Origin of the sequence: Actinocatenispora thailandica, assembly GCF_016865425.1 — a bacterium.
Taxonomy (GTDB): Bacteria; Actinomycetota; Actinomycetes; order Mycobacteriales; family Micromonosporaceae; genus Actinocatenispora; species Actinocatenispora thailandica.
Window position 1 is genome coordinate 2,103,292 of record NZ_AP023355.1, and the last position, 17,593, is coordinate 2,120,884.

The window sequence follows — 17,593 nt, forward strand, 5'->3', positions numbered from 1 at the left end:
GGTGGACCATCGACGACATCCGGTCAGCTGCACCGACGCATCGGAGGCGAACCGTGACCACAGGCAGAGACCGCCGCGACCCCGCCGGACCGGCCATCGGCCGGCGCCGGCTGCTGACCGCCGGCCTCGGCGCCGCCGCCGGCGTCGCACTCGGTGCCGGCGCGCTGGATGCCGTCGCCAGCGCCGGCACCGTGCACCCCGACGTGATCACCGGATTCAAGGTGAAGAACCTGACCGGCCCGGCCGAGACCGGCGGTTTCGCCGCCCCATGGACCGACCTCGGCATCCCGGCCCGCTGCCCGAACGGGTCGATCCTGTTCGTCTGCGGCGACACGTTCGACGGCGACGGCGTCGGCGGCTCGAACTGGCGCGCGCCGGTCGGCCTGCGCTCCTCCTCGGCCGACCTCGGCTCGCTGACCATCGACGGTGCGGTCGGCGGATCGAGCGCGGTCGGCCTGGTACCGGAGGGGCACGCGCCGGTGGGCGGCGGCTACACCACCGCGATCCCGTCCGACGTGTTCACCGTCGGCGACACCATGTACCTGCACCTGATGCGCGGGGTGATCTACCAGACCGACCACACCGACTTCTGGCGCTCCACCGACAACGGCGAGACCTGGGAGTACCTCTGCCAGTGGCCGGCCGATCTGTACGGCGGGCAGTTCCAGCAGAAGACCTACGCGGTCGCCGACGACGGGTACTGCTACGTGCTGTCCACGGTGTTCAACCGGGACGTCACCTCCGGCCTGCTGCTGCACCGGGTACCGCAGGACCAGCTCGGGGTGCCCGCCGCCTACCAGCCGTGGGGTTACGCGAACGGCGCCTGGGCCTGGGGGAACGCGCCCACCACGATCACCGGCGCCCGCAAGTGGGGTGAGACCTGCTTCCGCGCGATGGGCGGGCAGTACTCGTTCAGCTGGCTCAACATGGACGCGCTCGGCATCCGCGCGCAGGTGTTCCCGCTGCCCACCTCGAACCTGTTCACCACGCCGGAACAGACCATCATCGTGCCGACCTCGCCGGGCCTGGAGGTCGGCAACCTCGTCGCGAGCCCCTACGGCGGGTTCGTCATCCCCGGCTCCACCTTCGACGACTACCACATCTGCGTCAGCCAGTGGTACGACAGCACCGACTACCGCGTCATGCACTACCAGATCAACGGCCTCGCCCACTGACGCCGACACCCCCGGCATCCGCGCGGATGCCGGGGCCGTGCCGCCGCTATCGACCGGTCTCGGTCTCCAGTGCATCGAGGGTGGTGTCGTCGTAGAGCAGGTAGCTGCCGTCGGCCTCGTCGAGCCGATGGCGACACACGTGGATCACTTCGTTTGCGTCCTGATCGACTCGCCAGAACTCCGGGATCCCGAGCTGCGCGTACAGCTTGGGCTTGTCCACGTAGTCATCGTCCCGGCTACTCGGCCACACCACTTCGACGGCCACTTCGATGTCCGTGGGTTCGAAGTACGCGCTGTAGAGGTCGATCTCGCGGCGGAACACGGCGACATCGAGCACCCTGGACTCCTTGACTGCGACTCGGAGCCTCGGACTGGCGCTCGGCCCAGGTCGATCCGACCGTCCTGTCCACGAAGACGAGCGTCGCGTCCTCGACATCGGTGAACTCCAGGATGGAGAAGCCACCGTCCATACAAGGGTGCGCCCCGACGCTGAACGGCAGTAACTGAACGGTCACTCGTGGGTAATCGGCCATCGCCAACAGGTGTTCAAGCTGGCCAGGTACACGGCTTGTGATCGTGTTGGCGATGACCGGTGTTCGATCGACGGCCCATTCGCCCTCCCGGTTACGGAATCGTCCCCACCCTTCATGAGCCGCGAGGACCGCACACGGTTGCATGGCCTGCGGGGAAACTCCAACGGACACGGTGCTGTTTCGGGCGCGGTCGCACGCTACGGGCCGCCTCGCGGGCGGCCCGTAGCGGATCGGTAGCCGGTCAGCGCGCGGTCGAGACGACGCCGGCGGGCAGGCTGTCCTCCGGATAGTGGATCTTGTCGACGGCCACCGCGTTGTGCGCCGCGAGGTCGATCGTGAGCCGGACGACGTAGGCGTTCGACCCGGTGCGGCCCAGCACGGTGAGCTTGCCGTGGTCGAGCGTGACCGGTCGCCACTCCCGTACCGCCGAGATCCCGTCGGCCGCGGTGCCGTTCGGCGAGATGACCACGTTGACGGCCCGCCCGACGCCGCCGGTCACGTCCAGTACGCCGAGCCGAAGCGTGGTCCGCCGGCCGTACTGGGTGGTCACGGCGGCGCCCTGGGTGGCGTCCGGCGACAGGATCAGCGGCGACCGGGTCTGCGCGACCCAGGCCAGCCGCGGGGTGTGCTTCGGGGAGGCCGGATCGATGCGGGCCACGTCCTCGGCCTGCCACAGCTGCGCGTTCGGCACCGAGTAACCCTTGCGCAGCGCGCCGGTGCCCGGGTCGACCACCTGGTAGATGCCGGTGCCGTAGCGCTGCTGCGGTGCCTTGGTCGGCTTCGGCGTCGGCTTGCTGCCCGGTACCTCGAAGACCGGCTCGCCGCTCGGCAGGATCGCGGCGATCTCGGCCGCGGAGTGGTGCGCGCCGAGCGCCAGCTTGCGTACCGCGCCGTTCCGGAGATCGACCCGGAACAGCGTGTCGTCGACGCGGTTGCCGTCCGGCGCGCCGCGCAGCACCAGCCACCGGTCGTTCGACGACCAGGCGACCGGGATGCCGTCCTTGCCGGCGCGGCCGGTGCGGTAGCTGCGGTTGCCGGTGAGGTCACGCACCACGACGTCGGTTCCGGCGTAGGTGACCAGCCAGCGGCCGTTCGGCGACAGCGGGGTACCCATCAGCGCAACGCTCGGGCCGACCTGCCCGGGTACGACGTAGCGCGAGCCGGAGCGGGTGCGTAGCAGCGCGTTGCGGGGCGTCCCGTCGTTGGCGAAGTACGGCTGGAGGTACTCGCCGCGACCAACCGGGCGGTTGGCGGGCAGCTGCGCCGCGGTGTCGATCGGTGCCGGCGGGGTCGCGCCACCACCGTGCCAGGCGACGCCGCCGAGCACCAGCGCGGCGGCGGCCAGCGCCCCGACGCCGAACCGTCCGGCGCGGCGCCGCCGGAAGCGGCGCTGGATGCGCTGGGTGACGGCCTGCGCCGACGCCGGCCGGCTGGTCGCCGTGGCCTCCTCGTACAGCTGGCCGAGCTCGTTCATCGGGCAACCTCCTCGGCGAGCGACCGGTCGGTGCCGATCGCGAGTTCCGGTGCCAGCTCGCGCAGCCGGCGGATCGCTTGATGGGTGCGGCTCTTGACGGTGCCGACGGAGCACCCCAGCGCCGCAGCGGTGTCCACTTCGGACAGATCCTCGTAGTAGCGCAGCGCCAGCACCGCGCGCTGCTTCGGCGTCAACCTGCGTAGCGCGGCGATGAACGCCTCGCGCCGGGTGACCGACTCGGCCACCTCGACCGGGGCGGCGGGGTCGCCGGCCGCGGCCAGCGACGTCTCCCGCAGCCGGCGGCGACGATGCCACGAGGTGCTTTCGTTGATCATGATGCGGCGCGCGTACGCCTGCGGTTCGTCCACCCGGCCCCAGCGCTGCGCCAACCGGAACAGCGCGGTCTGCACCAGGTCCTCGGCGAGTTGGTGGTCGCCGGTCAGCGCGAACCCGAGCCTGGTCAGCGCCGGTAACCGGGCGGTCACGAACTCCGTGAACCCGTCGAGTTTCTTCACCCGTACCTCCCTTGACACTGCCTACGAGGGCCGAGAGGCCGAGCGAGGTTCGATGTCCCGGCGAACTTGTCGGGATCGCGCCCGGACCGCGCCGGGGTGCGGCGAGGGCGCGGCCCGCGCATCCGCCTCGGCGTCTGCGCCGGAGCGCGTCGCCGGCCGATGCGGTGCGGCCCGCGAATCCGCCTCGGATCCGCGGGCCGGCTACTGACAGTGATGCGGCCTAGCGGTACGTGCCCGCATGCGGCATCATGTCTCGCGGTGTCTCACCACTGCGATGGCTCGGGTGCCGGCTTCGGGCAGGAAGCCGTACCCGGGTCATCGCGCGGTGGCACACCCCGCGGCGAAGCGGACGAACGCGCCGAACGCCGTCGGGGCCACCGCGAGGGCGGCCCCGGCCGGGTCCTTCGAGTCGCGTACCCCGACGATCCCGGACAGGTTCGTCGCCACTTCGACGCACTGGTTGCTGGCGCTGCTGCGGCTGGACTTGCGCCACACCGCGCCGGTCAGGCCACTCACGTGGTCACTCCCTCATGATCTGCCCGATGAGCGCGCGGCTGTCCGCGGCGTTCAGGGCGTGCTTGCTGATGTCGGCGAATGCCTCGTCGTAACGCGCCACCTCCTGCGGTTTGTTGAAGTAGTTGTCCCCGAGGAACCCGTCGCTGTAGGCGATCGGATGGTCCTCCGGGAAGCGCAGCACGATGAACTGGCCGGTCGTGTAGCCCAGGTGCAGGCCCGCATCGAACCGGACCACCCGCACCGACACGGTCGGCAGCTCGGTCATCGCGACGATGTGGTCGAGCTGGTCGACGAGCACCTGCGGCCCGCCGACCGGCCGCCGCAGTACGGTCTCGGAGAGCACCACGTCCAGCCGCAGCGGGTCGGTTGCCCGGGTCAGCACGCTCTGCCGGCTGCGCCGCAGGCGGACCCGCTTGGCCACCTCGGTCGGCGGCCGGCTGCGGCCGTCACCGCCGGGCAGGCTGGTGATGGCCGCCGCGTACGCCTCGGTCTGCAGCAGGCCGGGCACCAGGTCCGGCTCGTAGCTGACCAGCTCGGTCGCGCTGCCCTCCAGCCCCAGGTACAGGTCGAACTCCGGCGACACCACGTCGCGGTAGCGGGTGAACGGGCCCTTCAGCCGGGTCAGCGCGAGCAGTTCGGTGAGCCGGCGGTGCGTCGCGTCGTCCGCCCCGTACAGCTCGACCAGGCCGTCGATGTCGCCCTTGGGCCGCAGCTTCACCCCGGGCAGCCCGTTCTCGATCTTGTACAGCGTGGTCACGTGCCGCTCGATGAACTCGGCGGCGTCCTCCTGGGTGAACCCGGCTCGCTCGCGCAACTCCCGCAGCAGGTTGCCGACCTTGCGCCGGGCCCACGCCGCGCCGACCGACTCGCCGCTCTCGGTCGCCGCCGCGTCGAGGCTCGACCGATTACGCATTGTGACCCCCTGACGCTGTGCCCTGGCGGCGCCGGGGCGCGGCGGATCGTGCCCGGCTGTCTGGCTCGGACGAGTGTATTAGGTGGCCGGACCGAACCTGAGGGAGCGCGGGCGGCACCAACGGCACGATGCGGTACTTGTCACTCGGATGTTGCAGAACTGGTGCACCGATCCAGTCGCGCCCCGGCAAGCACGAACAGTCATGATCGGGATGCCGAGTCGGTTACGCGATACCGGTTCCGCTACCTTGTGAAAACCGGCGCCGTGGTGTTCACTGCATGCGTGCCGGGCCTGGCACATATGTCTTCCTTGTCCCTACCAGGTGGAGACGGCGTGAGGTTCACCCAGTACAGCATTGTCTGCACGCAAATGTTCGGATTCCCTCGCCCGCTGCCGCACGGCGGATAGGACGCAGCCGCCGATGCCCCGATCACTCCCGCATCCACCACGCCGGCGAGGCCGACGGTGACCGACCCGCGGCGTACGAACCACTCCGGGTGGTACGAGCAGCTGCACCCCGACGCCGCCCCGCCGAGCAGGCCCGGCCCCCCGGCGCCGCCACGCGCCGAGCCGCCGCACGCTCCACGCGCCGAGCCGCCGCACGCTCCACGTGCCGAGCCGCCGCACGCCCCGTACCCCGAGCAGGCCCGCCCGCCGCGGACCGACCCGGCGTACCTGCCGTCCGGCGTGACCCGCCCGTCGGCCGGTGGCGCCAAGGTACGGCCGATCGCCGACGAACTGTTCCGCGGTGCCACCGACGCGTTCACCGGCGCCACCCGGATCAACCACCGGCTGGTCGGGATCGGCTGCGCCGCGGCGCTGGTCGCCGAGCTGATGTTGACCTGGCGGGACGACCAGGTGCACGGCCGGCAGCGGCTGCTGCGCACCTTCCCGGCCGCCGAGACCGGCCAGCCGGTGCTCGCGCCGGATCACCGGCTCTACCTGGAGGCACCGCCGCGCGACCCGCTCTGCTACCGAGTGCTGTCGGAGATCGTGGAGGACGCCCGGGACCAGCGGCGACCGGTCGTCGAGTTCGTCGAGTACCTCTCCGACCGGGCCTACCGGATGGTCGGCGAGCGGCTCGCGATGGCGCGGCTGGTCGTCGAGGAGCAGCGCCGGTCCGGGCTGCGCCGGCGGCAGGTGTTCCTCGACGTCGAGCCGACCGCCTCGGTCAACGCGCTGACCCGGCTGCCACGCAAGCTGCGCGACCGGGAGCCGATCGGCGAGTCCGACCGGGTGCTGTTCGGGCTCTACGACGCGATCGGGCTGATGGCGGTGGTCCGCCGCGAGTTCTCCGACCACTTCCCGATGCCCTCCGACCTGCGGCTCACCCCCGACCTGCAGTCGGTGCTGGACGCCGCGAGCGCACTGCAGGCCGCCGTGACCCGACGGCACTGACCCGCGACAGCCCCGGTGCGCTCCGCGACACCGCACCGGGGTCGCGCCATCCCCTCACGAAAGGGTCCTTCCCGTGGCTGTGGAAGCCTTCCCGGCCAGCGCGGTGACCAACCGCCTGGCCCGCAACAGACTGTCCTGGGGCACGCTCGGCGGCTACGTCATCGCGCTGGCCGCGCCGCTGACCGTGGTCGGCGCCGGCCTGACCAACGGCTGGGCCGTCACCGGGCTGACCTCCATCCCGATCGCCTACCTCGCGGTGGCGCTGATCCTGTGGTGGTTCGCGGTCGGCTACGTGGCGCTGGGCCGGCGCATCCCGAACGCCGGTGCGCTGTACGTGACGGTCGCGGCCGGCATCGGCCGGGTCGCCGCGGTCGCCGCCGGGCTGGTCGCGGTCGTGTCGTACGCGGCGATGGAGGCCGGACTGCTCGGCGGGTTCGGGGTCGCCGGCGCGCGGCAGGTCACCGAGCTGTTCGGCCCGGACATCTCGCCCTGGTGGGTGGCGATCGCCGCGCTGGTGGTCATCACCGTGCTCGGCGTGCTCAAGGTCAACCTGGCCGGCCGGATCCTCGCCGTCGCCCTGGTCGCCGAGATCGCGGCGATCCTGGTGTTCGACGTCATCGAGATCGCGCACCCGCACGGCTCGGTGTCGTTCGCCGCGCTCAACCCGGTGGAGCTGTTCGGTGGCGGCGGTACCGCGCTGGTCGGCATGGTGATCGCGCTGACCGGCCTGGTCGGCTTCGAGGACTCGTACAACTACAGCGAGGAGGCGAAGAAGGGCGCGCCGTGGATCGCCGTGTACGGCGCCCTCGCGTTCACCGCCGCCATCTACGCGCTGAGCGCCTGGGCGATGACCGTCGCCGCCGGTCCGGGCAACGTGGTGGCCGGCGCCGGCAAGTACGCCGACCAGTACCTGTTCCACCTGGTCTCGCCGTACGTGCCGGGCTGGAGCCTGCGGATCGCGCAGATCCTGCTGTGCACCTCGCTGCTCGCCGCCGCGATCGGCTTCTCCAACACCGGCGCGCGGTACTTCTTCGCACTCGGCCGGGACCGGGTGCTGCCCGGCGTCTTCGGCCGCACCTGGTCGCGCACCGCGGCGCCGGCCGGCGGCGCCATCGCGCAGTCCGTGCTGGTACTCACGATCATCGTGGTGATGGTGTCGCTGGGCGCCGACCCGGAAACCGCCCTGTTCTTCGGCGGTACGGTCTTCGCCGGGTACGGCGTGCTGCTGCTGATGACGCTGTGCTGCGCCGCAGCGCTCGTCTACTTCGTCCGGCACCGGCGAAACGAGAACGTCTGGCAGTCCCGGATCGCCCCGGTACTCGGCTTCCTCGGCCTCGCCGTGATCGCCGGCGTCACCACGGTCAACTTCGGCACCCTGGTCGGCATCCCGAACGGTTCGTTCTGGGCGCGGGCGCTGCCGGCCGGCATCGGCGCCGTCGCGGTCCTCGGGATCGTCTGGGGCCTGCTGCGGCGGGTCACCAACCGCACCGCGTACGGACGGATCGGGCAGGGCGGCCGGCACCTGGTCACCGGCCCGGACCCGGTGCCCGAGCCGAGCCCGGCCGCCACCAGCGAGGCGGTGGTGCTCGGCGGTGACGGGTGACGGTGCCGATCGGGTCGGCCGGCCCCGGGGACGCGGACCGGCTCACCCGGCTGCTGTCGGAGGCCTTCCTGCACGGCGACCTCGCCGACTGGCTGGTGCCCGACCTGGCGCAGCGGCGCGAGATCTACCCCAGGTACTGGGCGATCGTCGCCCGGCACGCGCTGGCCGGCGCGGCCACCGTGGACGTCACCGACGTGGACAGTGCCGCCGCCCTCTGGTACCCGGGGCGCGACGGCGAACCGGACCTGGTGCCAGCCGACTACCCGGCGCGACTGGCCGCGGCGTGCGGCCGGTACGTCGGGCGGTTCACCGCGCTGGACGAGGCGATGCACGACCGGTACCCGGACCGGCCCGGCTACGCCTACCTCGGCTTCGTCGGCGTCACGCCGGCGCGGCAGCGGTCCGGGTTGGGCGCCGCACTGCTGGCGCACCGGCACCGTCGGCTCGACCGGGCCGGTACCGCGGCGTTCCTGATCGCCTCCTCGGCCGACTCGGCGCGGCTCTACCGGCGGCTGGGGTACCGGCCGTGCGGCGCCGACATCCGCCCCGCCGCGGGCGCACCCGCCCTGTACCCGATGCTGCGCGAGACGCGGGACGCCGGCTGAGCGGGCCGGGCGTTCGACCCAAACCGGGCGATCGTTCGCCCGATCGGGGCCGCTTCCGGCCGCACCGGGCGTCGATCCGGCCTCCGGTGCGGAAGACTGGTGGGGCGGACATCGCGCGGTGCGCGGAGGTGAGTGCGATGGCGCAGTCAGAGAAGCGGCCGGACAACCGGCCCAACGCCGGTACCGGCGGCCGTCCCGGCCCGTACGGGGTCGATCCGGCGTTCGCCGAGCGTGGCGAGACCGGCCGGGCCGGCCACGCGGCGCTCGGCCGCCCGGTCAGCGAACTGCTCGCGGACGACGCCGGGCCGTCCTCGCCGTTCGGCGCGACGAGCCTGCCGATGCCGCCGGAGGACGTGGCCTACCAGCTACCCGACGACGAGCCGCCGCAGGTCGACCCGGTGCGCGATTTCTGACCGGCGCGCGCAGCACGCCGACGGCCCCACGGCACGGCTCGACGCGCCGCCGCCCGGTGCCCGCCGATGGTCCGCGCCGGGGGACGTGCGCGCTGATGGTCCGGTGCGCCCACGGGACGGTTCGCGCTGACGGTCCGGTGCGCTCACGGGACGGTGCGGCGCATCACGCAGTTGCCGGTGCCCTTGCTGCGCACGTACTCGAAGCCGGCCCGTTCGAACAGCGCCCTGGTCCCGTCGTACAGCACCGACTTGCGCGCGCCGGCGTTGTCGTGCGGGTACCCCTCGACGACGCCGCCGCCGGCCGCGGCGATCAGCGCCAGCGTGCCGTCCAGCGCGATCGCCGACAGCCCCCGATGCCGGTACCGGCGGTCCACGAAGATACAGGTGATCCGGTAGTCGGGGACGACGTCGAGTTCCGCCTCGTACTGCTTGCGGTGGTAGATGTTCGGCAGTTCGGCCGGGCTGCCGTACTGGCACCACGCGACCGCCCGCGCGCCGTCGAACACCAGCGCCGCGTGCGCCCGCGCCTCGTCGACGAGCCGCCGCTTGAGGCACCGGTTCGCCTGGTAGCTACGCTCCTTGTCGGCGGGCATGGTGTGGAACCAGGTGCACCAGCAGCCGCCGAAGACGCCGTTGTGCCGCTCCACCAGCGCGGCGAACCCGTCCCAGGTGTCCGGCTGCAGCGGCCGGACCTCGTACTCGCTCATCTGCCTGCCCCGTCTCGACGATCGGTCGTTCCAGGTTCGCACCGAAACCGGACGTTCACCGACCGGAACCGCCGCGAGCTCAACGGCGCAGCGGGGAGGGGCGGTCCAGGTGCGCCAGCTTCTCCGGGTTGCGAACCGCGTACAGGCCGGTCACGCGGCCCGCACCGATCCGCACCGCGACCACCGCAGCGGTACCGTCGTCGAACCGGACGAACACCGACCGGTGGCCGTTGACCAGCACGGACCGCAGCGTCGCGGTGCCGGCGATGCTGCCCAGTACCGATGCCACCTGCTCGGCGCCCACGATCGGCGCCAGCGCCGCCGGCACCACGCCGCCACCGTCGGTGAGCAGGACGACGTCCGGTGCCAGCACGTCGAGCAGCCGCTGCAGGTCGCCGGTCTCGACGGCCCGGTGGAAAGCCTCGACCACCCCGCGCGACTGTGCCGCCGACACGGCCTCGCGCGGCCGGCGCGCCGCCACGTGCGCGCGCGCCCGGTGGGCGATCTGGCGCACCGTCGCGGGCGTCCGGTCCACCGCGGCCGCGATCTGCTCGTACGGCAGGTCGAACACCTCGCGCAGCACGAACACCGCGCGCTCGGTCGGCGCGAGCGTCTCCAGCACCAGCAGCATCGCCATCGAGACGCTGTCGGCGAGTTCGACGTCCTCGGCCACGTCCGGCGCGGTCAGCAGCGGCTCCGGCAGCCACGGTCCGACATAGGACTCCCGGCGGCGGCGGACCGTGCGCAGCCGGGTCAGCGCCTGGCGGGTGGTGATCCGGACCAGGTAGGCCCGCTCGTCCCGGATCGCGTCGAGGTCGACACCGATCCAGCGCAGCCAGGTCTCCTGCAACACGTCCTCGGCGTCGGTCGCCGAACCGAGCAGCTCGTAGGCGACCGTGAACAACAGGTTGCGGTGGGCGAGGAACACCTCGGTGGCCGGATCCGGGCGTCCCGGCCCGGTGCCCCGGTCCGCGCGGTCGGCGCCGCGCCGCTCGTCCGTTCCGCTCATCGCCCGCTCCTCCTCGCTGCCGCGACACCGTTCGGACGGCGCCCTGACGCCGCCGACCCCGGCCCCGCCCACGCCGTGCCGCCCGATACTGCCGGGCCCGGCTGGTGCCCATCCGGCATCCTGCCGACCACCTGACCTGCCGGCGCTGCCGGCCGCTCGGCCCTCGGCGTCGGCCGCCGTGCACGAGACGCCGGCCGGCGGCGCGATGTGACAGCCCGGCCGGGTGGAGCAGGTCACAGCGCAGCGCCGTCACACCGATCCTGGCGGCGGCATCTTCATGGTCGTCACCAGCCGCGCCCACCCCGCGCGGCCACCTCGAACAGTGAGGACACTGCGATGGAACCCCGACTCGACCTGTTCGCCAGCCCGACCGCGGGCAAGGCGCTGAAGCGCTTCGCCAACGCCGCCATGGCGTTGGAACGGTCCACCCTGCCGAAGACGCTGCGCGAGCTGGTGCAGCTGCGGGTCGGTCAGATCAACGGCTGCGGCCTGTGCGTCGACGCGCACAGCAAGGAGGCGGCGGCGGCCGGCGAGACCCCGGTACGGATCAACCTGGTCGCCGTGTGGCGCGAGTCGACCGTGTTCACCGAGCCGGAACGCGCCGCGCTGGCGCTCGCCGAGGAGGGCACCCGGCTCGGCGACGGCCGGCCGGGTGTCGCCGAGCAGACCTGGGCCGCCGCCCGGGAGCACTACGACGACGACCAGCTCGGCACGCTGGTCTGCCTGATCGCGATGATCAACGCAGCCACCCGGATGAACGTCATGGTGCACAACCCCGGCAGCTCGTACGAGCCCGGTACGTTCGCCGCCGTCGGCGGGGAGTGATCGACGCCCGGTCCGTGGCCGGTCCCGGACCGCCGCGGGCCGGGCGCCGGTGCCATACCCCCGGAGCCCGGAGCCCGGAGCCCGGAGCCCAAAAGCCCGGAGCCCAAAAGCCCGGAGCCCGGGAGGCCCCGGAGCCCGGGAGGCCCAGAGCCCTGCGCCGGGGCGACCGACCGTGCCGTCACCGCCGGGACTCGACGATCTCCGCCAGCAGGTCGCCGACCCGCAGCAGGGCCAGTGCCCGGTCTGCGATGGCGGCCAGCCGGGCGTCGAGCGCGGCGAGCGAGTGGCTCACCTCGCCGAGTTCGCGGGTCGCCGTGATGGCCGCCAGCACGTCGGGAATGCGGTAGCCGCCGGCACGCAGGGCCGCGGTGATGCGCGCCTCCCGGATGGCCGCAAGCGGGTACCGGCGGGCCGTACCCGCCGGCGTGCCGATGCGTACGGGTGTCAGCAGGCCGGCCTGCTCCCAGAAGCGCAGCGTGGACGCCCTGACCCCGAGCGCCTGCGACAGCTCCGTGATGGTCATCGAGTCGCCTTCGACGGGCTCGGCGTCGGTGCCCGCCTCGGCCTGGATGGCCACCAGCGCGCGGCGTGCCGCGAGAGCCTGGTCCCGCTCCTTGTTGAGCCGGGCGTGGAACCCGCAGATCAGCGCCGCCCCCTGGTCCGCCGGTTGGTGGCGAATGGCCCGCATGGCCTGTCTGGCGTCGACCGGCCCCACCGCGTCGGCGAGGCCGCGGTACGCGCGCAGCGCGTTCAGGTGCGCGGCGGAGAACCGCCGGTACCCGTTGCCGGAGCGGACCGCGGCCGGGATCACCCCGAGCGCCTCCAGATCGCGTACCTGCTGAGCGGAGCAGCCCGCGGCCGCCGCCACCGCCGCGGTGGTCAGCGGAGCGGTACCCGCGCCGGCACGGTCCATCGAACCCTCCACTAGCACTTCAAGTACATGCTCGAACCATGAGTATGGACCGACTGCTGGAAACGATCCGAGGCTTCGACGGGGTGCTGGAACTCGCGCCGGCCGAGGGCAGCGCGTTCCCGGAGCTCGCCTGGGGGGACCACTTCTTCTACTACGCCCCCGACGGGCGGGTGCCCCGGCGCGAGCAGCCCTACGCCACCATTGTGACGAAGAACTACCCCGACGACGACCGATGCGACCTCGACCGCCCGGATCGCTGGCGGTTGAACATCCACGTGGGCACCGCGGCGTTCGTCGAACTCATCGGGGAGAATCCGCGGACCACCGCGACGCCGCGGGACCACACCGCCACCGACGTCGTCATCCCGCACCCGGTGTACCGCGCGCAGGGCTGGGTGTCGATCGTCAACCCGGCCGCCCGGACGACCGAACTGGCGACCCGCCTGCTCCGGCAGGCGCACGACCGGGCGCGGCACCGGGCCGAGCGCCGCAACGATCGCGGGCACGCGGTCGGAGACCCCGACCCCGGCGGTGACCGGAGTTCCTAGGGCGTGTCTTCGTGGCTCCGCCCGGGCGAACGGGCCCGGCGCAGCCGGGTGGCTGGCCACGAAGACACGGCCTAGGGCCGGATGGCGAGGAGGACGAACGCGGCCAGCAGCACCAGGTGCACGCAGGCGGACAGCCGGGTGACCCGGCCCGGTACCACGGTCAGCACGCTGACCACGACGGTCAGTGCGAGCAGCACGATGTGTGTCGGGCCCAGCCCCAGCACCAGCCGGTTCGGCAGCCAGATCGAGGCCAGCGCCATCGTCGGGATGGTCAGGCCGATCGACGCCATCGCCGAGCCGTACGCGAGGTTCAGGCTGATCTGCACCCGGTCCCGCAGCGCCGATCTGGTCGCCGACAGCGTCTCCGGCGCGAGTACCAGCAGGGCGATCACCACGCCGACGAACGAGGCGGGGAAGCCGACCGCGCGCACCCCCGCCTCGATCGCCGGCGACTCGACCTTCGCCAGCCCCACCACGCCGATCAGCGCCAGCAGTAGCTGGCCGAGGCTCGCGAGCGCCCGCCGGTTCGACGGCGCCGGCGCCGGCCGATCCGGATCCGCCGCCGCGGTACCGGTCTCCACCGGGAGGAAGAAGTCGCGGTGCCGGCGGGTCTGGGTGGACACGAACACCAGGTACAGGGCCAGCGAGGCGATCGCGGCGAACACCAGCTGCGGCCCGGAGAACTCGCCGGCCGCCGAGGAACCGGTGAACCGCGGCAGCACCAGGCTGAGCGTGGCGAGGGTACCGACCGTCGCCAGCGCCGCGCCGCTGCCCTCCGGGTTGAACCGGGCCAGCCCGTGCCGCACCGAGCCGATCAGCAGCGACAACCCGACGATCCCGTTGGTGGTGATCATGACAGCGGCGAACACGGTGTCCCGGGCGAGCGTCTCGGACTTCGCGCCACCGGACACGCTCAGCGTCACGATCAGCGCGACCTCGATGATCGTCACGGCCACCGCGAGCACCAGCGAACCGAACGGTTCGCCGACCCGGTGGGCGACCACCTCGGCGTGCTGCACCGCGGCGAGTACCGCGCCGGCCAGCAGCACCGCGACCAGCGCGACCGGTACCGGCCCGAGGTGGCGGCCCCAGGACACCGCCAGCACCACCACGGCCAGTACCGGGACGATCAGCGTCCAGGACACCCGTACCCGCATGGGCTCAACCCTGGCAGAACCACCTGTCCGGTGTCGGGTGAATCGTCCAGCTCCGATGTGGCGGAGACGGGGAGCGGGGTGATGCTGCGGCATTCCGGCCCGGCCGAGCCGGAGCGCCGCCGATGATGGGGGTATGTGCCGATGGTTGGTGTACGCCGGGTCGGCGATCCGGCCCGAGGAACTGTTGTACAAGGTCGACCACTCGCTGATCGACCAGAGCATGCACTCCAAGCTGGGCGCGACGACGCTCAACGGCGACGGCTTCGGCATGGGCTGGTACGACGGGCCACGCCCGCCCGGCCTGTTCCGCGGCATCGGCCCGGCCTGGGGCGACCGGAACCTGCGCGAGCTGTCCGAGCACCTGGAGAGCCCGCTGTTCTTCGCGCACATCCGGGCCTCCACCGGCAGCCCGGTGCAGGAGAGCAACTGCCATCCGTTCCGGTACCGGGACTGGCTGTGGATGCACAACGGGGAGATCCACGGCTTCCACCAGATCAAACGGGAACTGGTCCTCGCGATCGAGCCCGAACTGTTCCCGCACCTGGAGGGCTCGACCGACTCGGAGCTGATGTTCTACCTGGCGCTCAGCTACGGGCTGCGCGACGACCCGATCGCCGGGGTGGCCAGGATGGTCGGTCACGTCGAACGCGTCGCCGCGGCGCACGACATCCGCGACCCGATGCAGATGACGATCGCCACCTCCGACGGCGAGCACGTCTGGGTCTTCCGGTACTCGACACAGCACCAGTCCCGGTCGCTGTTCTACTCCCGGCGGATCGAGGCGCTGCGCGAGCTGTACCCGGACAACGCCAACTTCCGCCGGCTGTCCGAGCAGACCCGGATCATCGTGTCCGAGCCGCTCGGCGACCTGCCCGGCGCGTGGCACGAGGTGCCGGAGTCCGCCTGCGGGTTGGTCGATCCCGGCCGCGACTTCCTGCAGGACTTCCATCCCGAGCCGGTCTGACCGCCACCGCCCGGCGCCGTCAGCCGGCCGGGGGGCGCAGCTCGACGAGTTCGGCGGAGGCGTCCCCGCCGGGGGTGCGCCAGGTGATCGTGTCACCGACGGCGTGGCCGGTCAGGGCACGGGCCAGCGGGCTGTCCCGGGTGATCGCCGCCCCGGTGGTACCCGACGCCGGCACCGGCGCGATCTCGATGCGTTCGGTGTCGCCGTCGGCGAACCGCAGCACCGCCCGGGTACCGAAGGGCAGGCCCGTCCCGGTGTCGCCGCCCGCCAACAGGCCCTGCAACTGCTCGATGCGCGCATCGAGCCGGCGCAGCTCGTTGGCCCGCTCGATGCCCTCGGCCTGATCGGCGGTGTCTCCCGGCTGCCGGTCGTCGGCCAGCGTCTCGGCCAGCCGCCGACGCTGTTCGCCGACCGACTCCAGTTCGTCGCGCAACCGCTGCACCGGATCCGGCTCGCTCATTCGCACCTCCCGCGGGGCCGCCCCGCCGTCCGCGGTGTCCGGACGTCGAGGCGGGCCTGGCCGATCATCCCGCGATTATCGACCCTGCCGGTGCCGGCCGCGGTGGGTTCGGCGATCATGGCGGCACCGATCCGGCAGACCCGGGGGAGCGGCGTGGCATGACCGTCTTCGACAGCTACGAACGCGAGCAGTGGCGCGGCGGCACCGCCGCCTTCGCCCGTACCTTCGCCACACTGTGCGCCCACCCGGCCGACGCGCTGCTCGCCGCGGCCGGCGTGGCCGGCGGCACCCGGACGCTGGACGTCGGTACCGGGACCGGCACCGTCGCGGCGCTGGCGGCGGCCCGCGGCGCCGCGGTCACCGCCGTGGACGCCGCCCCCGGAATGGCCGCTGCGGCGCGCCGGTCCGTACCGGCCGCCGCGGTCGGTGTCGGCGCCCTGCCGGCGCTGCCGTTCCGGACCGGCACCTTCGACGCGGTGCTGGCGAACTTCGTACTCAACCACGTTGGGGTACCGGCCGCCGCGGTCACCGAGCTGGCCCGGCTGACCCGACCCGGTGGCCGCGTCGCCGTGACGATCTGGCCGTACCCGCAGCCGCCGCTGCAGGCGCTTCTCGGAAAGGCGGTGCAGGCCGTCGGCGTCCAGCCGGTCGAGCTGCCGCGGCTCGCCGCCGAACACGACTTTCCCCGTACCGTGGCCGGGTTGACCGGGCTGCTGTCCGTGGCCGGGCTGACCGGGGTGACGGTACGGCGGCTGGACTGGCGGCACCGGACCACCGTCGCCGACTGGTGGGCCGGCCTCGACGGTGGCATCGGCGCGGCCAGCGTGCTGCTCGCCGGGCAACCGGCGGCGACCCGGGATCGGATCCGGGCCGCGCTGGAACGGCTGGCGGAGCCGTACCGCAGCCCGGCGGGCGACTGCGCGATTCCCACCGCGGCGCTGCTCGCCGCTGGTACCGTCCCGGCCTGACCGCCGCCGTCGCCGACCGGGCGACCGCGGCGCCGGCTCACCGGCCCGGGCGGCGGGCCTCGATGAGAAAGCGTTCCGAGGTGGCCCGGAACGGCCCGTGCGCGCTGATCTGTTCGTGCAGCGCGGCAAGCCGGTCGCGGTAGCGCTCCACGTCGAAGCCCGGCACGATCCAGATCACCGTCCGCAGGAACACGATGACCGCGGCGATGTCGTCGAACCGCATCGGCAGCGACTGCTGGTGCAGGGCGACGACATCCAGCCCGGCCGCCTCGGCGCCGCCGAGCGCCCGCGCCGCGGCCCGCACCTGGCTGACCGGCTGCGGGCCCATCAGCGCATCGGTCAGTTCCCGCACCGAACCCGCACCGACCTGCTGGGACAGGTAACTGCCGCCGGGTGCCAGCACGCGGGCGATCTCCGGCCACCGCAGCACCGTCGGGTGCCGGCAGGTGACCAGGTCGAACGACGCGTCGTCGAACGGCAGATCGGCGTCGTCGGCGACCTCGACGACGGTGCCGCCGACCGGCGCGAGCCGCTGCCGGGCCAGCGCCACGTTCGGCGGCCAGGACTCGGTCGCGGCCAGCCGCGGCGGGACGACCGGCAACCCGGCGAGCAGCTCACCGGCACCGGTCTGGATGTCCAGCGCGGCCTGGGCGCCGGCCATCCGCTTGCCGACCAGCCGCGCGTAGCGCCACCACGGCCGCGCCTCGGTGGCCCGCCCCGCGAGCCAGCCGAAGTCCCAGCCGACGGGTACGGCGAGCGCTTCGGCCACGAGATCGTCGAAGGTGCGGGGCATGCCTCGCAGTCTGGCGGACCGGGCGGCCTCGGCGCGACCGGTTTCCGGCGCCACCGGCGGCCGGCCCTGCCACCGCGCCCGGGCCGGGTTCGGCGCCGGTACCA

At 73.0% G+C, this 17,593-nt stretch carries 20 protein-coding genes and 1 pseudogene; 9 read left to right on the forward strand and 12 right to left on the reverse strand.

Annotated elements, in window-relative coordinates:
- The first annotated feature begins 53 nt into the window (after nt 1–53).
- Nucleotides 54–1,175, forward strand: a complete 1,122-nt coding sequence (locus tag Athai_RS09280; protein ID WP_203961123.1) for a DUF4185 domain-containing protein — start codon at nt 54–56, stop codon at nt 1,173–1,175.
- A gap of 46 nt (nt 1,176–1,221) precedes the next feature.
- On the opposite strand, the gene Athai_RS09285 is transcribed toward Athai_RS09280, so the two are convergent.
- The 6 genes and pseudogenes from Athai_RS09285 to Athai_RS09305 all read right to left on the reverse strand — a co-directional run bounded on the left by Athai_RS09285 (nt 1,222) and on the right by Athai_RS09305 (nt 5,126).
- On the reverse strand, nt 1,222–1,611 hold the full coding sequence (locus Athai_RS09285) for a Uma2 family endonuclease (RefSeq protein ID WP_275422377.1): 390 nt from the start codon (nt 1,609–1,611) through the stop codon (nt 1,222–1,224).
- A pseudogene (locus Athai_RS35245) lies at nt 1,553–1,852 on the reverse strand (Scr1 family TA system antitoxin-like transcriptional regulator); the annotation flags it as partial. The gene Athai_RS09285 and the pseudogene Athai_RS35245, both read right to left, overlap by 59 nt.
- Nucleotides 1,853–1,949: 97 nt before the next feature.
- The gene (locus Athai_RS09290) at nt 1,950–3,182 is read right to left on the reverse strand and encodes a hypothetical protein (protein WP_203961125.1); all 1,233 of its coding nucleotides are present in this window, start codon (nt 3,180–3,182) and stop codon (nt 1,950–1,952) included.
- Nucleotides 3,179–3,697, reverse strand: coding sequence for a SigE family RNA polymerase sigma factor (locus tag Athai_RS09295; protein WP_203961126.1), 519 nt, complete (start codon nt 3,695–3,697; stop codon nt 3,179–3,181). The genes Athai_RS09290 and Athai_RS09295 overlap by 4 nt, the downstream gene beginning before the upstream one ends.
- 315 nt (nt 3,698–4,012) lie before the next feature.
- Nucleotides 4,013–4,213 carry a DUF397 domain-containing protein gene (locus Athai_RS09300; protein WP_203961127.1) on the reverse strand — a complete coding sequence of 67 codons (201 nt, stop codon included), beginning with the start codon at nt 4,211–4,213 and terminating at the stop codon, nt 4,013–4,015.
- Between the two features lie 4 nt (nt 4,214–4,217).
- Nucleotides 4,218–5,126 (reverse strand): helix-turn-helix domain-containing protein, encoded by a 909-nt coding sequence (locus Athai_RS09305; protein ID WP_203961128.1) that lies wholly within the window; start codon nt 5,124–5,126, stop codon nt 4,218–4,220.
- Nucleotides 5,127–5,591: 465 nt separating this feature from the next.
- Between Athai_RS09305 and Athai_RS09310 the strand changes: the two genes are divergently transcribed.
- The 4 genes from Athai_RS09310 (at nt 5,592) to Athai_RS09325 (ending at nt 9,145) form a co-directional block, all read left to right on the forward strand.
- Nucleotides 5,592–6,524: a GPP34 family phosphoprotein gene (locus tag Athai_RS09310; RefSeq protein ID WP_203961129.1), complete on the forward strand. Its 933-nt coding sequence runs from the start codon at nt 5,592–5,594 to the stop codon at nt 6,522–6,524.
- A 73-nt stretch (nt 6,525–6,597) separates the two neighbouring features.
- The gene (locus tag Athai_RS09315; RefSeq protein WP_203961130.1) at nt 6,598–8,127 is read left to right on the forward strand and encodes an APC family permease; all 1,530 of its coding nucleotides are present in this window, start codon (nt 6,598–6,600) and stop codon (nt 8,125–8,127) included.
- Nucleotides 8,124–8,732, forward strand: a complete 609-nt coding sequence (locus Athai_RS09320) for a GNAT family N-acetyltransferase (protein ID WP_203961131.1) — start codon at nt 8,124–8,126, stop codon at nt 8,730–8,732. The genes Athai_RS09315 and Athai_RS09320 overlap by 4 nt, the downstream gene beginning before the upstream one ends.
- Before the next feature lie 137 nt (nt 8,733–8,869).
- The gene (locus Athai_RS09325) at nt 8,870–9,145 is read left to right on the forward strand and encodes a hypothetical protein (RefSeq protein WP_203961132.1); all 276 of its coding nucleotides are present in this window, start codon (nt 8,870–8,872) and stop codon (nt 9,143–9,145) included.
- A gap of 143 nt (nt 9,146–9,288) precedes the next feature.
- On the opposite strand, the gene Athai_RS09330 is transcribed toward Athai_RS09325, so the two are convergent.
- Together Athai_RS09330 and Athai_RS09335 are read right to left on the reverse strand one after the other, a co-directional pair.
- Nucleotides 9,289–9,852: a GNAT family N-acetyltransferase gene (locus tag Athai_RS09330; protein WP_203961133.1), complete on the reverse strand. Its 564-nt coding sequence runs from the start codon at nt 9,850–9,852 to the stop codon at nt 9,289–9,291.
- 79 nt (nt 9,853–9,931) lie between these two features.
- Nucleotides 9,932–10,861 carry an RNA polymerase sigma-70 factor gene (locus Athai_RS09335; RefSeq protein WP_203961134.1) on the reverse strand — a complete coding sequence of 310 codons (930 nt, stop codon included), beginning with the start codon at nt 10,859–10,861 and terminating at the stop codon, nt 9,932–9,934.
- A gap of 336 nt (nt 10,862–11,197) precedes the next feature.
- Here Athai_RS09335 and Athai_RS09340 point away from each other — a divergent pair, with 336 nt between their 5' ends.
- Entirely contained in the window at nt 11,198–11,686 is a 489-nt protein-coding gene (locus Athai_RS09340) for a carboxymuconolactone decarboxylase family protein (protein ID WP_203961135.1), read from the forward strand.
- Nucleotides 11,687–11,864: 178 nt separating this feature from the next.
- On the opposite strand, the gene Athai_RS09345 is transcribed toward Athai_RS09340, so the two are convergent.
- The gene (locus Athai_RS09345) at nt 11,865–12,599 is read right to left on the reverse strand and encodes a MerR family transcriptional regulator (RefSeq protein ID WP_203961136.1); all 735 of its coding nucleotides are present in this window, start codon (nt 12,597–12,599) and stop codon (nt 11,865–11,867) included.
- A 38-nt stretch (nt 12,600–12,637) separates the two neighbouring features.
- On the opposite strand from Athai_RS09345, the gene Athai_RS09350 reads away from it, so the two are divergent.
- Complete coding sequence (locus Athai_RS09350) at nt 12,638–13,147, forward strand: DUF6194 family protein (protein ID WP_203961137.1); 510 nt, start codon at nt 12,638–12,640, stop codon at nt 13,145–13,147.
- A 71-nt stretch (nt 13,148–13,218) separates the two neighbouring features.
- Here Athai_RS09350 and Athai_RS09355 read toward each other — a convergent pair whose 3' ends face one another.
- Nucleotides 13,219–14,304 (reverse strand): calcium:cation antiporter, encoded by a 1,086-nt coding sequence (locus Athai_RS09355; protein ID WP_203961138.1) that lies wholly within the window; start codon nt 14,302–14,304, stop codon nt 13,219–13,221.
- Between the two features lie 133 nt (nt 14,305–14,437).
- Between Athai_RS09355 and Athai_RS09360 the strand changes: the two genes are divergently transcribed.
- A complete protein-coding gene (locus Athai_RS09360) occupies nt 14,438–15,268 on the forward strand; it encodes a class II glutamine amidotransferase (RefSeq protein ID WP_203961139.1) in 831 nt (276 codons plus the stop codon).
- Nucleotides 15,269–15,287: 19 nt separating this feature from the next.
- On the opposite strand, the gene Athai_RS09365 is transcribed toward Athai_RS09360, so the two are convergent.
- Complete coding sequence (locus Athai_RS09365) at nt 15,288–15,728, reverse strand: GreA/GreB family elongation factor (protein ID WP_203961140.1); 441 nt, start codon at nt 15,726–15,728, stop codon at nt 15,288–15,290.
- Nucleotides 15,729–15,886: 158 nt separating this feature from the next.
- Here Athai_RS09365 and Athai_RS09370 point away from each other — a divergent pair, with 158 nt between their 5' ends.
- Nucleotides 15,887–16,696: a class I SAM-dependent methyltransferase gene (locus Athai_RS09370; protein ID WP_203961141.1), complete on the forward strand. Its 810-nt coding sequence runs from the start codon at nt 15,887–15,889 to the stop codon at nt 16,694–16,696.
- Between the two features lie 37 nt (nt 16,697–16,733).
- On the opposite strand, the gene Athai_RS09375 is transcribed toward Athai_RS09370, so the two are convergent.
- Nucleotides 16,734–17,489 carry a class I SAM-dependent methyltransferase gene (locus tag Athai_RS09375; protein WP_203961142.1) on the reverse strand — a complete coding sequence of 252 codons (756 nt, stop codon included), beginning with the start codon at nt 17,487–17,489 and terminating at the stop codon, nt 16,734–16,736.
- Nucleotides 17,490–17,593: the final 104 nt, after the last annotated feature.

Coding starts and splice junctions, on each gene's coding strand:
- Athai_RS09285 (WP_275422377.1), bottom strand. CDS start 1,611: ATGTCGAGGACGCGACGCTCGTCTTCGTGGACAGGACGGTCGGATCGA.
- Athai_RS09290 (WP_203961125.1), bottom strand. CDS start 3,182: ATGAACGAGCTCGGCCAGCTGTACGAGGAGGCCACGGCGACCAGCCGG.
- Athai_RS09305 (WP_203961128.1), bottom strand. CDS start 5,126: ATGCGTAATCGGTCGAGCCTCGACGCGGCGGCGACCGAGAGCGGCGAG.
- Athai_RS09325 (WP_203961132.1), top strand. CDS start 8,870: ATGGCGCAGTCAGAGAAGCGGCCGGACAACCGGCCCAACGCCGGTACC.
- Athai_RS09330 (WP_203961133.1), bottom strand. CDS start 9,852: ATGAGCGAGTACGAGGTCCGGCCGCTGCAGCCGGACACCTGGGACGGG.
- Athai_RS09335 (WP_203961134.1), bottom strand. CDS start 10,861: ATGAGCGGAACGGACGAGCGGCGCGGCGCCGACCGCGCGGACCGGGGC.
- Athai_RS09340 (WP_203961135.1), top strand. CDS start 11,198: ATGGAACCCCGACTCGACCTGTTCGCCAGCCCGACCGCGGGCAAGGCG.
- Athai_RS09345 (WP_203961136.1), bottom strand. CDS start 12,599: ATGGACCGTGCCGGCGCGGGTACCGCTCCGCTGACCACCGCGGCGGTG.
- Athai_RS09350 (WP_203961137.1), top strand. CDS start 12,638: ATGAGTATGGACCGACTGCTGGAAACGATCCGAGGCTTCGACGGGGTG.
- Athai_RS09355 (WP_203961138.1), bottom strand. CDS start 14,304: ATGCGGGTACGGGTGTCCTGGACGCTGATCGTCCCGGTACTGGCCGTG.
- Athai_RS09360 (WP_203961139.1), top strand. CDS start 14,438: ATGTGCCGATGGTTGGTGTACGCCGGGTCGGCGATCCGGCCCGAGGAA.
- Athai_RS09365 (WP_203961140.1), bottom strand. CDS start 15,728: ATGAGCGAGCCGGATCCGGTGCAGCGGTTGCGCGACGAACTGGAGTCG.
- Athai_RS09370 (WP_203961141.1), top strand. CDS start 15,887: ATGACCGTCTTCGACAGCTACGAACGCGAGCAGTGGCGCGGCGGCACC.
- Athai_RS09375 (WP_203961142.1), bottom strand. CDS start 17,489: ATGCCCCGCACCTTCGACGATCTCGTGGCCGAAGCGCTCGCCGTACCC.